Genomic DNA, 14,567 nt, shown 5'->3' with positions numbered 1-14,567 from the left:
GTCCGTCCTGGGGAGCCATGGGATGCCCTGGGGGTGCGGGGCGGCGGGGGTGCGGCTCAGGCGAACCTGGCCACTCGCCATTCGCGGCGGCCGCGGCGGATCAGGATCACCGAGCCGTGCAGAAGGTCCTTCTCGGTGACGGTGCTGTCCGCGGCCATCCGGTCCCCGTTGACCAGCACCGCGCCGTTGCCGAGATGCTCGCGGGCGTCGCGGCGACTACTGGCCAGGCCGGTGGCGATCAGCAGGTCGACCACCGACCAGCCGCCGTCCGCGGACAGCCGGTCCAGCGGTTCGCTGACCGTGGGCACATCGGCGAACACGTCCGAGATCAGGTCCGCCCCGATCGCCTTCACGTCCCCGCTGAACAGCGCCGCCGAGGCCGCCTCGGCCGCCTCCAGCGCACCGGGACCGTGCAGCAGCGTGGTGAGCTCGCGGGCGAGATGGCGTTGCAGCGCCCGCTTGCCCGGTGCCTCGGCGTGCTCGGCGAACAGCCGCTCCAGCGGCTCCCGTTCGGTGAGGGAGAAGAACAGCGCGAACGTGTGCGCATCGACGTCGGAGAGGTTCAGCAGGAACTGGTAGAAGGTGTACGGCGACGTGCGGTCGGCGGTCAGCCAGACGGCGCCCTTCTCCGACTTGCCGAACTTCGTACCGTCCGCGCGTAGCAGCAACGGGCAGGTCAGGCCATGCACCTGGGTGCGCAGCACCCGGCGGACATAGTCGATCCCCGCGACGATGTTGCCCCACTGGTCGGACGCGCCCAGCTGCAGCGTCACGCCGTGGTCCTCGCACAGCCGCCGGTAGTCGTAGGCCTGCAGCAGCGAGTAGCTGAACTCGGTGTAGGTCAGGCCGACCTCGGGATCGTTCAGACGGCGGCGCACCGAGTCCCGCCGGACCATCTCCGTGACCGGGAAGTGCTTGCCGACGTCCCGCAGGAACTCGATCATGCCGAGTCGGCCCAGCCAGTCGCCGTTGTCGACGAAGCTGGGCTGCTGGTCCGCGCCGAGCGCCCGGCCGAAGATCGTCTCCATGATCTCCCGGTGTCGGGCGACGTTGCCAGCCACGTCCTCGGCGGACAGCAGAGCGCGTTCCACCGACTTGCCGGACGGGTCGCCGATCAGCCCGGTGCCGCCGCCGAACAGCGCCACCGCGCCGACCCCGGCCCGTGCGGCCCGGATCAACAGCGTGATCGGGAGCAGATTGCCGATGGTCAGCGAGGGTGCCGTGGGGTCGAAACCGATGTAGCAGCGCCGCCCACCGCCCGCCAGGTGGTCCCGAAGCTCGGCGGGATCGGTGCTGTCGTGGATGAGTCCACGCCAGGACAGCTCGTCCAGGAGCGCGTTTGTCATAGGGCCATGTTAGAAGTGACGCGACTGTGCCCCCGGAGACGCGGGCACCCAGCTGGTGCCGGCGGGGGGCGCCTGCACCGGATTCGGCTCCGGATACGGCGCCGGTCCGTATGGCGCCGGTCGGTATGGCGTGGGTTGGTATGGCGCCGGTCGGTATGGCGTCGGTCCGTACGGTTCGGTGAGCGGGACGGGTGGCTGGTCGGTCCGGGGCCGCCGGCGCGCCTGGTGTGCCTGGTGTGCGAGGTGCGCGCCGAGGCCGAGCACCCCGCCGAGCCAGCCGGCGAAGGCCGTCCCGAGGGTCCAGACGAGCAGGGATGGGATGGCGTCGAGCCCGCCGCCGCTGGTCGCCGCGGTGGGGCCGGCCGTGCCCGTGTTGGTGCCGGCCGGGTCGAGGGCGGGCGGATCGGCGGTGGCCGGCTGGCTCCCGGGCCGGGCGGGGGAGGCGTCCGCCGCGGGGGGTTCGCTCGGGACACCCCAGCGGGTCGGTGGGGCCAGCAGCGCACTGGTGTGCACGGGTGGGACGGCGGCGGTCAGCGCGGCCAGCGGGTCGATGATCCCGAACCCGAACTCGACGTCGCGTCCGGGTGGACCGGCGTCACGTGCGGTGCGGATCAGCCGTTCGATCACGTTCGCCGCGGTCAGCTCCGGGAAGGCGGACCGCAGCAGGGCCAGGACGCCCGACACGATCGCCGCCGAGTTGGACGTGCCGGAGCCGGTGTCCAGGCCGTCCGCGGAGATGGAGGTCGGTACGGGGGCGCGGATGCCCGGGGCCGGCGCGGCCACGACGGCCTGCGGGCCGTGCGCCGAGCCGTCCCAGAAGCCGCCGTGCGCGGTGGACCCGGTGACGGCGACCACGCCGGGGATGCTCGCCGGCGAGTTGATGATCGCCGCGTCGCCCGGCGGATCGTCGGGTTCGACGTTGCCGGCCGAGGCGACCACGATCACGTCGTGGGCCAGGGCGTAGCGCACGGCCTCCCGCTCGTCGGAGGTCGGATCGTCCGCGGAACCCAGGGACAGGTTGATGATGGTGGCACCGAGATCGACCGCCAGGTGCACGGCGATGGCGACCTCCGCCGAGTCCGCCTCGGCACCTGTCGAGATCGGCAGGACGTGGGCGGCCGGTGCGATGCCCCGTACCTGAGCCGGACCGCCGTCGACCCGGCCGACGACGAGGCCCGCCATCGCGGTGCCATGACCGTCCGGGTCGTCGTCGCGCCAACCGTCCACCGCGGCGTCGGGGCCGACGCCCGCGCCGCGGACCAGTTGCCCGCGCAGCTTCGGGCTGGTCGCGTCGACCCCACCGTCGATGACGGCCACGAGGATCCCGGCGCCCTGGCTGATCCGCTGCACCCGGTCGAGATCCAGCGCGGACTGGTACCACTGCGGGCCACCGGCTGTGCTGCCAGTTGGGCCGCCGGCCGGGCGGTGCGGCGTTGTGGTGGGGGTGGGGGTGGCCGCCTGGGCCGACGGCGCCGCCGCCCAGGTCAGCGATCCCCAGAGCAGCGCCGTGAGCAGGATGCTGGCGAGCAGCGGGCCCTGGTGCTTCCCAGCTGTGCCCGAGGGCGAGCGGGGAAGGCGGGTGACCTGCTGCATGCGGACCTGCCTGCGGACGGGGCCACGCGGTGGTCCGGCGGCGACGGCCGGCGGTCCGGGCTGATGCGCACTGCCGCCGTCCCGTCAGCTTGACACAGCGTTCGAGCGCTTCCGGCCGAATGTCAGGGAACGGATAGAGCCGCGCGTACTCGCCTGGTCCGCGGGCGCGGTGCAAACCAACTCTAACGTGAGGGTAGAGTCTGAGCGGCTGTCCGCGGCCGCGGGCGGTGACCATGATCGGTGGACCCGACAGCGGGTCGGCCGGATGCGGAGAGGGGTCGACGTGATGGCGCGACCAGGAGCGGGCACGGACACCCCGACCGGTCCGCTCACCGCACTGGTCGCGCGGGCCGCCGCGACCGAACTGCCGTCCGCCCAGCTGTGCCGCGAGCTCGCGGTCGCGCACGAGCGGGCCGACGACCCGAACGGCGCCGTGCGCTGGGCGCTGGCGCTCACCGACGCCGACGCCTCCGCGGACGCCGGTGCTGGTCTCGCGGCCTGGAGTGCGGCCGCGGGTGTGCTGCGCCGCTGCCTGCCGCGAACCCGGCCGCTGGCCCGCACGGCGCGGGTGGCCGTCCTCGGCAGTTCCACGACGTCCCAGCTCACGGCACTGCTCCCGCTGGCCGCGGCGCGGGCGGGGGTGGCCATCGAGATCTACGAGGGCGGCTACGGGCAGTACCGCCAGGAGATCCTCGACCCGGCCAGCGGGCTGTACCAGTTCAGGCCGGACGTGGTGGTGCTCGCCGTGCACGCCGGGGACGTCGCGCTGCCCGCGATCGCTGACGATCCCGAGGGTGCCGTCGCCGCCGAGGTGTCCCGCTGGACGTCGCTGTGGGACACGGTGCGTGCCCGTAGCGGCGCCCGGATCGTCCAGCATGGCTTCGCGCTGCCGGCCGAGGTCGCGCTCGGGCACCTGGCCCTGCGCACCGCGGGGGCGCGCCACCAGCTGCTGGCTCGGGTCAACGCCGAGCTTGGCCGGGCCGCCTCGGCGGTCGGGGCCGGCGGTGGGGACGCGGTCTGCCTGGTCGACTGTGACCGGCTCGCCGCCGGCGTCGGGCGGCGCACCTGGTTCGACCCGCGGTACTGGCACCGGGCCAGGCAGGCCGTCGCGCTGGACTGCGTCCCCCTGCTGGCCCGGCACACCGCCGCGGTGATCGGCGCCCAGCTCGGCGCGAGCCGCAAGTGCCTGGTCCTCGACCTGGACAACACGCTGTGGGGCGGGGTGCTCGGCGAGGACGGCCTGGCCGGTCTGGCCCTCGGGGAGGGTCCACTCGGCGAGGCGTTCGCCGCCGTGCAGGACTACGCCCTGGAACTGTCCCGGCGGGGAGTCGTGCTCGCCATCTGCTCGAAGAACAACGAGGCCGACGCGCGCGAGGCGTTCGAGCGGCATCCGGGCATGCGGCTGCGCCTCAGCGACATCGCGATGTTCAGCGCCAGCTGGGACGACAAGCCGACCCAGCTGCGCCGCATCGCCGCGACCCTCGGACTCGGCCTGGACGCACTGGTGTTCGTCGATGACAACCCGGCCGAACGCGAGGCGGTCCGCCAGCTCGCCGGCGAGGTCGACGTCATCGCCCTGCCCACCGATCCGCACGGCTACCTGCGGGCCCTGGCCGACTATCCGTTCTTCGAGACCACCGCCCTGACCGCCGAGGACGCCACCCGCACCGCCACCTACCGGGCCCGTGCCGACCTCGCCGCCGGTCTCGCCGCGGTACGGGAGTCCGCGGGCTCCCTCGAGGACTTCCACCGCGGCCTCGCGATGACCGCGACCGTCGTCGCCCTCGACGAGCTCACCCTGCCCCGGGTCGCCCAACTGGTCGCCAGGACGAACCAGTTCAACCTCACCGGCCGCCGCCGCGACGCCGACGACCTGGCCGCGCTCGCCGCCCGACCCACCACCGCCGCGATCTGCCTGCGCCTCGCGGACCGCTTCGCCGACCACGGCCTGGTGGCCGTCCTGATCGCCGTCGTCGACGGGGACGCGCTGGCGGTGGACACCTGGCTGATGAGCTGCCGGGTGATCGGCCGGACCCTCGAGGACGAACTGGCCGGGCTGTTGCTCGCCGAGGCCCGTCGCCGGGGCCTTGCCCGCGTCGCCGGCCACTACCGGGCCTCGGCGAAGAACGCCCTGGTGGCCGGCCTCTACGAGCGTCTCGGCTTCACCCGCGTCCTCCCGGCCGACGTCCCGCCCGACGCCGAGGTGACCTGGTGGAGCCGTCGCGTCGACGAACCGTACGCGTCCCGGAACCTGATCCGGGTCGTCACCGCCGACCACAGGATGGAAGAGGTGCTTGGCTAGATGGTGCAGGATCAGCTTCAGCGGATCTTCCGCGAGATCTTCTCCGACGACGACCTCGTCCTGACCGACACGATGACCGCCGCCGACGTCGCGGGCTGGGACTCCCTCGCGCACATCAACCTGATCTACGCGGTGGAGCGACAGTTCTCGATCCAGATCGCCGATGACCGCCTCGCGAGCTTCGCGTCCGTGGGTGATCTGCGCCAGCACATCGAGGAGCTGCGCCATGCCGCCTGACGTGCGGACGGCCGCGGAGCTCGGACTGCGCGAGATCCTGCGGGAGGACTACCACCGCCACTACCGCTCGCTGACCCATCCCGGTCTGCACGTGCTCGCCGTCTACCGGTTCGGGCAGTGGCGGCGCTCGCGCGGCGGGGCGGTGGGCGCGGCTGCGACGGTGCTGTACAAGGCGCTGAACAACCTGGTCATCCGCAATGTGTACGGCGTGGAGCTGCCCGACTCCGCGCGGCTCGGACGCCGGGTGCTGATCGGCCACCATCAGGCGATCCTGATCCCGCCGCACTGCGTGATCGGTGACGACTGCACGGTCCGGCACAACCTGACCATCGGCTACGCCGGGGGTTCGGCCGCACCCGACGAGGTGCCGCACGTCGGCTCCCGGGTCGAGCTCGGCCCCGCGGTACACCTCATCGGTGCGATCACGATCGGCGACGACGCGAGGATCGGTCCCGGCTCGATCGTGATGACCGACATCCCACCCGGCGCGACCGTGTTCGCCGCGCCCGCCCGGGTGATGCGCCCCGCCTCCACCTGACATCCACGCTGACCGGTGCCGGTCACAGCGCCGCGGTCGACCTGTCGCGGGCAGTGTCCGCGGGACGTCGGCGCCTCGGGCCCGCGAGCCAGTCGGTACGGTTTGAGCCCGGAAACGGGTGGCCCGAACGGGTGGCCCGGCGCCTCGGCCGAAATGGGGATACTCGCGGATGAAGGTGCTCGTGACCGGCACGGAGGGGTACCTGGGGTGCCTGCTCGCGCCCGAACTGATGCGCGATGGCCATGAGGTCATCGGTGTCGACACCGGTTACTACAAGTACGGCTGGCTCTACCGGGGTACCGACCGGGCCCCGCTGACCCTCGACAAGGACCTGCGCCACCTCACCGTCGACGACCTCGAGGGCGTCGACGCCGTCGTGCACATGGCCGAACTGTCCAACGACCCCCTCGGGGCGCTCGCCCCGGACGTCACCTACAAGGTCAACCACGTCGGGTCGGTGCGGCTGGCGAACCTGGCCAGGCAGGCCGGTGTCTCGCGGTTCGTCTACATGTCCTCGTGCAGCGTCTACGGCGTGGCCACCGGCACGGACGTCACCGAGACCTCCCCGGTCAACCCGCAGACCCCCTACGCCGAGTGCAAGGTCTACGTCGAACGCGACGTCACCCCGCTGGCCGACGACACGTTCTCGCCGACCTTCCTGCGCAACGCCACCGCCTACGGGGCGTCACCGCGGCAGCGGTTCGACATCGTGCTCAACAACCTGGCCGGGGTCGCCTGGACCACCGGCGAGATCGCGATGACCTCGGACGGCACCCCCTGGCGCCCCCTGGTGCACGGCCTCGACATCGCGAAGGCCATCCGCCTGGTGCTCGCCGCGCCGCGCGACGTCATCCACAACCAGATCTTCAACGTCGGCGACAGCGAGCAGAACTACCAGGTCAAGGAGATCGCCGACGCGGTCGCCTCGGTCTTCACCGGTTGCCGGCTGAGCTTCGGCGACAACGGTGGCGACAACCGCAGCTACCGGGTGTCCTTCGACAAGATCGCGACGACACTGCCCGGGTTCTCCTGCGACTGGAACGCGCTGCGCGGCGCCCAGCAGCTGCACGAGGTGTTCACCCGCATCCAGCTCGACACGGAGACCTTCACCGGCCGCGGACACACCCGGCTCAAGCAGCTGCAGTACCTGATCGGCTCCGGCCAGCTCGACGCCGACCTGTTCTGGGCGGCACCCGCCACGGCGACCCCGTGATCGTCACCCCGACCGCGATCGACGGTGTGTGGATCGTCGACGTCGAGCCGTTCACCGACGCCCGCGGCATGTTCGCCCGCACGTTCTGCGCGCGGGAGTTCGCCGCCGCGGGGCTCACCGTCGAGGTCGCCCAGGCCAGCGTGGCGTACAACGCCACGGCCGGAACCATCCGCGGCCTGCACTGGGCGCACGAGCCGGTCCGCGAGACCAAGCTCGTGCGGGTCACCCGCGGGGCGCTGCTGGACGTCGTGGTCGACGTCCGGCCGGACTCGCCGACCCACCTGCGCCATGTCGCGGTCGAACTGTCCGCCGACAACCACCGGGCGCTGTTCATCGCCGCAGGCCTCGCCCACGGCTACCAGACCCTGGTCGACGCCACCGAGGCGACCTACCAGATGAACGTCCCCTTCACCCCGGGACACGACCGCGGCCTGCGCTTCGACGACCCGCGGCTGGCCATCGCCTGGCCGCTGCCCGTGTCGGTCATCTCCGACAAGGATCGTGCCTGGTCACTGCTGCCGGACGGTCCCATCGGCGGTCTCGCCGCCGCGCCCGCCGAGCCGGTCGGCGCCCGCACCGCCCCCTGATCCCGCCGACGTTGTCGGCGCCGTCGCCCCCCGTTGTCCCGTCCTCCGACGGACCTGCGAAAATCAACGCGGACGGGGACGATGGCGCCGACACCCCGCCGCGCGCTCTCGCGGTCCCGCCCGACCGCGCGCTGGCATCATGTTCGGCCCGCCCAGCCGTCCGTCCTCATCTGTGCAAGGGGAGCGCATGTCATCCGGAACTCCGGCCGCCACACCCGTCACCGCCTGCCGGTCCTGCGGTGGGCCCGCCCCACGGCTGTTCCTCTCGCTGGGGTCCACACCGATCGCGAACCGTCTGGTGCGCGCCGACGGCCTTGACGCCACCGACCCGTCCTTCCCGCTCGAGGTCGGCTTCTGCGAGGCGTGCACCCTGGTGCAGCTCACCCACGAGCTGCCGGCGCTGGAGATCTTCGACGCGGACTACCCGTACTTCTCGTCGTTCTCCGACATGCTGGTGCGCCACTCGGAGAAGCACGTCATCGACCTGATCGCCAGCCGCAACCTCGGGCCGGACAGCCTGGTCGTCGAGGTGGCCAGCAACGACGGCTACCTGCTGAAGGCGTTCGTCGAGCGGGGCATCCCGGTGCTCGGCATCGAGCCGACCCCCGGCCCCGCCGCCGCGGCCCGTGCGGCCGGCGTGCCGACCCGGGAGGAGTTCTTCGGTGCGGAGCTCGCCCAGCGGCTCGTCGCCGAGGGCCTGAAGGCCGATGTGATCATCGCGAACAACGTGATGGCGCACGTGCCCGACCTGAACAGCTTCGTCGAGGGCTTCCGGATCCTGCTCGCCGACGACGGACTGGTCGACGTGGAGAACCCCGGGGTCGGTGCGCTGCTCGCGCACACGGAGTTCGACACCGTCTACCACGAGCACTTCTGCTACTTCTCGACCATCGCGGTGCAGTCCCTGATGCGCCGGCACGGCCTTGAGCTCGTCGGCGTCGAGGAGTTCGCCGAACTGCACGGCGGAACCCTGCGCTGGAGCATGCAGCACGCCGCCGCCGCGAAGCCCACCGCCTCGGTGGACTCGGTGCTCGGCGCCGAGCACGACGCGGGCCTGGCCACCTTCGACCGGTATGCCACCTTCGGTGACGACGTCCGCGCCGTCCAGCAGGACCTCGTCGCCCTGCTGCGCGGCCTGCGGGCCGAGGGCCGGACGATCGCCGCCTACGGCGCGGCCGCCAAGGGCGCGACCCTGCTGAACTCCAGCGGGATCACCACCGATCTGATCGACTTCGTGGTGGACCGCAACACCCACAAGCAGGGCCGCTACATTCCCGGCGCCCGGCTGCCGATCCTCGACCCGGCGGCCCTGCTCGAGCGCCAGCCCGACTACCTGTTGCTGCTCGCCTGGAACGTGAAGAAGGAGATCATGGCCCAGCAGGAGGAGTACGCCGCCCACGGTGGCCGGTTCATCGTCCCGGTACCCCGTCCGGTCGTGTTGTAGGCGGTACCCACATCGTGGAGTCGGGTCGCCGTCAGCTGTTCCTGTCGTCAGCCGGCTTCCGGCCAGCGGATCTCCGCCGGCTGGAAGGGTGAGCATGGCGGACATCGACGTGGGCAGCTGGAATCCGGACGAACCGGGCGATCTGCCGCCCAGGCCTGACCCTGGCCCTCGCGACCCGGGGTCCCACGACCCCGGGTACGTGGGCTTCGAGGTCTCCACGGTGCTCCCGCCCCGCGCCGAACCGCCACCCCCAGCACCCCCAGCACCTGGTCCCGAGGGATCGTCCTGGCCCGCCCAGCCCCGGCAGACCCGGCCCCGGCCCACACCCGGCGATGGTCATCGGATGGGTCGGATTCCTGCCATTGGCCGGGATCCGACCGGCCCCCGCCGTCCCAGCTGGTCCGTCACCGGCCCGAGCACATCCGGTGGCCAGGGCCCGCCCAGCGGTCCTGGCGGACAGTCGCCCGTGGCCGGCGCCCGTCCGATGCCGGCCCCCGTGGCCTGGCGGACGGGGCCGTCCAACCCGGATCCGCGCCGGTCCGCGCCGGCCAACCCACCGGCCGCGTGGGCGCTGCCAGGTTCCTCCCCGCCCGCGGCCCCGTCGCCGGCCGTCGCGCCGGTGCCCTCACCCCCGGCCACCGGACCACCACCGAGGCTGGCGGGCACACCCGCGCCCAGACCCGCACCGGCGGCTGGACGGCCCCCCTCACGGGTACAGCCCCCCTCGCCGGTGCCGTCCCCGCCGCCGGTGCAGTCCCCGCCGACGACCGCGTTGGGCCAGCGTGGGCCGGTGCGGGACGCGTCCCGCGGGACGCCCCCGCCGGGGGCGGCGCCCTCGTGGTCGGCGCCGCTGCCGGCCACGATCACCTCGACGATGGATCTCAGCGCACTACAGGCGCGGCTGCGGGCCGAACACGTCGCGCGCGAGCGGGAGGCCGTTCGGGAACGAACCGTTCGGGAACAGGCCGAGCACACCACGGCCCTCGCCCGCGCCCCTGAGCCCGCGCCGACGACCACGCGGCTGCGGATCGGCCCGGCCGACGTCGAGGCCACCCAGGTGGTGTCCCGCGGGACGCCCCCGCCCGCACGCCGAGGGCGGCGTCCCATCGGAAACCGGCCCAGCGGTCGTACCCCGAGCTGGCCGGACGCCCCGCGGGGCGCGGGCCCGTCCAGCTCCGGTCGCACACGCGAGGCAGACACCGGTACCGCCGACGCTGACCCCGGGCGCCGTCGTGGACTGGCGACCGCGGCCGGCGTCGAGCCGGCGGCGGAGCACGAGGACGGCGCGGCCGGCGGCAGCACCCGGTCGAAGGCGCTGTGGACGCTGGCCGACCAGGCCGTCTCCAGCGCGACGAACGCCGCCATCTCGTTTCTCATCGCCCACCAGGTGGACCGGATCGAGTACGGCGCCTTCGGCGTCGCGTACACGCTGTTCGCCCTGATCATCGGCATCTCGCGGGGCGCGACCTGCATGCCGCTGAGCATGTTCTACACGGCCGGATCGCGTGCCTCGCTACGCTCGGCGTCCTCCGCGATGACGGGGGCGTCGCTGACGTTCGGTATCGGCGTCGGAGCGGTGCTCGCCGTGATCGGCCTGGGTGTGGGTGGGGCGGTGGGGTCGTCCCTGGCGGCGATGGGGCTCGTGCTGCCCGGGCTGCTGCTGCAGGACGCCTGGCGGTATGTCTTCTTCGCGACAGGTCGGGCGTCCGCGGCGTTCGTCAACGACGTCGCGTGGGCGTTCGTGCAGCTGCTGGGGATCTGGCTGCTCATGCACCGCGGGGTCACCGAGGCCTCGCCGCTGCTGCTGGCCTGGGGGGTGTCCGCGCTGGTCGCGGCGCTGCTCGGGGTGGTCCAGGCGGGTTTCTGGCCCTCCCCGGGCGCCACCGGCAGCTGGTTCGCCGAGAACCGGACCGACGCGACCTACCTGGCGGGGGAGTTCCTGACCGTGCAGGGCGCGCTGCAGACGTCGATGCTGCTGATCGGCGCGTTCGGGTCGCTGGCCACGATCGGTGCGCTGCAGGGAGCCCGGACGCTGCTGGGGCCGATCACGGTGGTCGGTGTCGGCGTGGTGAGCTTCGCGCTGCCGGAGTTCTCCCGGCGGACGTCGATGGACGTCCGGGCCCGTGAGCGGGCCGCGTATGCCCTGACCGCGGTGGTGCTCGGGGTCGGATCGGTGTGGAGCCTGATCTTCCTGTTCCTGCCGGATCGTTATGGGCAGTCGTTGTTGGGGGACAGCTGGCCCGGGGTGAAGAGCATCCTGGGCCTGTCGATCCTGCACTATCTTGCGGCGGCGGTGCCGGTAGGACCATCGTGCATGGTGTACGCGCTGGGCAAAACCAAGATCACATTTCGGCTCAACCTCGCCTTCGCGCCGATCCTGCTGGGTCTTCCGGTCGTGGGGGCGCTTGTTGGCGAAGCGCGCGGCGCCGTTGTCGGATTCAACCTCGCCTTCTGGGGACTTGCCCCGGTGTGGTTCGTTCTGCTGCGCCGGCTCGGCCGCGAGCATGATGTGGAGCAGGCCGCGCTGCGGGCGGCGAATGCCCGGCGGCACGGCGAGGGAAGTACCCGGACGAAAGTTCGTAAGTCCGACGTTCCGGAAGAGTTGCGTCGGGGTGGCGCGCGGTCGCCGGCCGAATCACCGGGCGGCAGGTCACGTGTGGATGATGGGAACGGCCCCCGGCCCGGCCGGTCCGGTCAGCGGGCGGGAAGGCCCGGGCGTGGCCACCCCGGGTCCTGAACGGCAGCATTGCGTCAGTTGTAGCTATGACCGTTTACTATCCGCTATCGGCTAAGCTCGCAAATCGGTTCGTCAGATCTCGACCGTGGGTCCGGCAGTCAGCCGGATGCTCCTCTGGGGGGCTACATTGAGTCCGCTTCACGTCCTGCCGGAGCTGCCGGTGGGTTCCGCCGCCGCTTCGATCCGCGTGCGGGCGGCTGCCCCTCGTCCCCAGATCGGGGTGAGCGGGTCATGAGCCGCAACGCACCGGCCAGTGGCGAGACCAGCCGGGCCCCGTCAGCTCCGTCGCTGTTCAAAATCATTCAGCCGCGACTGCTGATCATCGCCATCGTGGTGGTCATCTTCGCGGCGCTCGCGGCGATCTACTCCAAGGCGCAGACGGCCTCGTACACCGCCAGCGCCCGCGTCTTCCTGTCGACGGACCAGAACTCGCTCGGCGTGAGCTCCGTCGACGTGACCCGCTACGTCCAGACCCAGGCGCAGTTCGCCCAGTCCTCCGCGGCCGTCACCGAGATCGCCAAGGCGCTGAAGCTCAGCGAGAGCGACGTCTCCGGCCGGCTGAGCACCACGCCGTCGGACTCCGGCTACTTCTTCGTCATCAAGGGTGAGGGTGCCTCCGAGGCGGCGGCGGTCGACCTGGTCTCCGCGGCCGAGACGGCCTACGGCAAGCTGCTGATCAGCAGCACCCAGACGACCCTCACCGAAATGCTCAAGCTGCGCACGCAGCTGACCACCCAGCTGCAGGGGCTGCAGACGTCGCAGGCCACCCCCGGCACCGAATCCGGGGACCTCACCGCCCAGCTGCAGGGGCTCAGCGGTGACATCACCAAGGCCCAGACCACCGTGGCGCTCGGCAGCGCGGCGATCAAGCTGGCGGAACCGCCGGTGTCCGCCGGGCAGGGCGCGTCCGGTCTGCTGCGCAACACGCTGGTCGCGGCGATCGTGGGTCTGCTGCTCTCGGTGCTGGCCGTGTGGATCATGTACCAGCGGCGGCCGACGATCCTCGACCCGCACAACCCCTCCGACGCGCTCGGCGTGCCGCTGATCGCGGCGCTGGAGCCGGGGCGTACCACGGCGAGCGCGGCCGAGACACTGGTCTCGGCGATGTCGGCGGTGATGTCGCCGACCAGCAAGGTGGTGGCGTTCACACCGGCGTCCCGTGGGGACCTCACCGCCGATCTGGTGTCATCGGTCGCCGCGGCCTGGTCCGACGACCAGGGCGTGGTGCTGATCCTGGACACGTCCCCGTCCTCGGAGGTGCGGGCGTCGCTGGAAGGGCTGCCGCGGGCGACCTCCGCCGAGCTACCCCGCTGGGCGCACGAACCGACCTGCCTGGCCCGCTCGTCAGGCACCGGGCGCGGCCACATCCTGTACAACCGGGTCTCGCCGGCCCGGGCGGCCCGCCCCGGCGGTCTCGCGCCGATCCTGGCCGACCGGGCCCCGGTCGTCGACCTGGTCATCCTGGTCACCTCGGCGCTGGCCGAACTGCCGATGACGGCGGCGTCCGCGATCCAGGCCGACGCGGTTGTGGTGATCACCTCGCCGGAGACGCACCTCAAGGAACTCGAGCAGGTCCCGCGGGACTGGCCGGCGCTCGCCGAGCGGGTCGTCGGGGTCGTCCACGACGGCCGCACCGGCATCCGCCGCGTCACCAGCAACACGCCGGACCGGCGCTCCTCGGTCGAGTCGATCACGTCGAGCTCACCGGTCAGCGACGGCGCGTCGAGCAGCCGTAACAGCAACCCGATGGACGCCGAGCCCACCGACCGTTACGCCCGTCCCGCCCGGTAGCAACCCCCTAAGCCGGGCGGGCGTTTCCCAGCCAGCGACGAACGGCCCCGTTGCGCGTCTCATATGCGCCGCGGGGCCGTTCGCGTGGAGGGGCTAGCTGACGTGGGCGAGCAGGAAGCCGTCCCAGCCCTTGCCGCCGACGGTCTGCACGGCTGTGGCCGTCAGTCGGGGCTCGTCGCGCACGAGGGCGAGCAGTTCCTGGGCGCCGTCAGCGGCCGGTCCCCCGGTGCCCTCCGCGGCGGCCAGCGCACCTCCGCCGCGCACCAGGTTGTCGACGACGATGACGCTGCCCGGCCGGGTCAGGCGCAGGGCGGCCGCCAGGTAGCGGGCGTTGTTCTGCTTGTCGGCATCCAGGAAGACCAGGTCGAACGGCTCACCGCCGGCGGCGATCAGGGCGTCCAGCGAGTCGGCGGCCGCGCCGAGCACGATCTCGACGGACTTGCCGACGCCCGCCTGATCGACGTTCTCCCGGGCGACCTGGGCATGCTTCGGCTCGATCTCGAGGGTGACGACCTGGCCGTCCGGGCCGACGCCACGGGCCAGCCAGATCGCCGAGTAGCCACCGAGAGTGCCGATCTCCAGCACCCGGCGCCCGCCGAGGATGCGAACGAACAGGGACAACAGCGCACCCTGGCTGGCGGTCACCTCGATCGCGGGCAGGCCGGCGGCATGACTCGCGGCGCGGGCGGCCCGCAGGGCATCGTCCTCGATGGCGAGGGCACGCACGAGATAGTCGTCGACGACGGTCGCGCGCTCCACGACTTCGGTCACGGGAGGTC

At 72.4% G+C, this 14,567-nt stretch carries 11 protein-coding genes; 8 read left to right on the top strand and 3 right to left on the bottom strand.

The window, feature by feature from the left end:
- Positions 1–56: 56 nt before the first annotated feature.
- The gene (tyrS, locus tag MXD59_RS15865; protein ID WP_248825497.1) at positions 57–1,346 is read right to left on the bottom strand and encodes a tyrosine--tRNA ligase; all 1,290 of its coding nucleotides are present in this window, start codon (positions 1,344–1,346) and stop codon (positions 57–59) included.
- Positions 1,347–1,355: 9 nt separating this feature from the next.
- A complete protein-coding gene (locus tag MXD59_RS15860) occupies positions 1,356–2,939 on the bottom strand; it encodes a S8 family serine peptidase (protein WP_248825496.1) in 1,584 nt (527 codons plus the stop codon).
- A 286-nt stretch (positions 2,940–3,225) separates the two neighbouring features.
- On the opposite strand from MXD59_RS15860, the gene MXD59_RS15855 reads away from it, so the two are divergent.
- From MXD59_RS15855 to MXD59_RS15820, 8 genes are all read left to right on the top strand, one after another.
- Positions 3,226–5,241, top strand: coding sequence for an HAD-IIIC family phosphatase (locus tag MXD59_RS15855; RefSeq protein WP_248825495.1), 2,016 nt, complete (start codon positions 3,226–3,228; stop codon positions 5,239–5,241).
- Complete coding sequence (locus MXD59_RS15850) at positions 5,242–5,478, top strand: acyl carrier protein (RefSeq protein WP_248814341.1); 237 nt, start codon at positions 5,242–5,244, stop codon at positions 5,476–5,478.
- Positions 5,468–6,016 (top strand): serine O-acetyltransferase, encoded by a 549-nt coding sequence (locus MXD59_RS15845; protein ID WP_248814342.1) that lies wholly within the window; start codon positions 5,468–5,470, stop codon positions 6,014–6,016. The genes MXD59_RS15850 and MXD59_RS15845 overlap by 11 nt, the downstream gene beginning before the upstream one ends.
- Before the next feature lie 169 nt (positions 6,017–6,185).
- Positions 6,186–7,229: an NAD-dependent epimerase/dehydratase family protein gene (locus MXD59_RS15840; protein WP_248825494.1), complete on the top strand. Its 1,044-nt coding sequence runs from the start codon at positions 6,186–6,188 to the stop codon at positions 7,227–7,229.
- On the top strand, positions 7,226–7,816 hold the full coding sequence (locus tag MXD59_RS15835; protein ID WP_248814344.1) for a dTDP-4-dehydrorhamnose 3,5-epimerase family protein: 591 nt from the start codon (positions 7,226–7,228) through the stop codon (positions 7,814–7,816). Before MXD59_RS15840 ends, MXD59_RS15835 begins: the two co-directional genes overlap by 4 nt.
- Positions 7,817–8,003: 187 nt before the next feature.
- Positions 8,004–9,260 (top strand): class I SAM-dependent methyltransferase, encoded by a 1,257-nt coding sequence (locus tag MXD59_RS15830; RefSeq protein ID WP_248825493.1) that lies wholly within the window; start codon positions 8,004–8,006, stop codon positions 9,258–9,260.
- Positions 9,261–10,050: 790 nt separating this feature from the next.
- Positions 10,051–11,997 carry an MATE family efflux transporter gene (locus tag MXD59_RS15825; RefSeq protein WP_248825492.1) on the top strand — a complete coding sequence of 649 codons (1,947 nt, stop codon included), beginning with the start codon at positions 10,051–10,053 and terminating at the stop codon, positions 11,995–11,997.
- A 231-nt stretch (positions 11,998–12,228) separates the two neighbouring features.
- Positions 12,229–13,788 (top strand): Wzz/FepE/Etk N-terminal domain-containing protein, encoded by a 1,560-nt coding sequence (locus tag MXD59_RS15820; protein WP_248825491.1) that lies wholly within the window; start codon positions 12,229–12,231, stop codon positions 13,786–13,788.
- A 93-nt stretch (positions 13,789–13,881) separates the two neighbouring features.
- On the opposite strand, the gene MXD59_RS15815 is transcribed toward MXD59_RS15820, so the two are convergent.
- A complete protein-coding gene (locus tag MXD59_RS15815; protein ID WP_248825490.1) occupies positions 13,882–14,559 on the bottom strand; it encodes an O-methyltransferase in 678 nt (225 codons plus the stop codon).
- Between the last annotated feature and the right edge of the window lie 8 nt (positions 14,560–14,567).

This window comes from Frankia umida (genome assembly GCF_023242945.1).
Taxonomy (GTDB): Bacteria; Actinomycetota; Actinomycetes; order Frankiales; family Frankiaceae; genus Frankia; species Frankia umida.
Note: the sequence above shows the minus strand (reverse complement) of the source record. Positions and strands in the feature narration are given on the sequence as shown.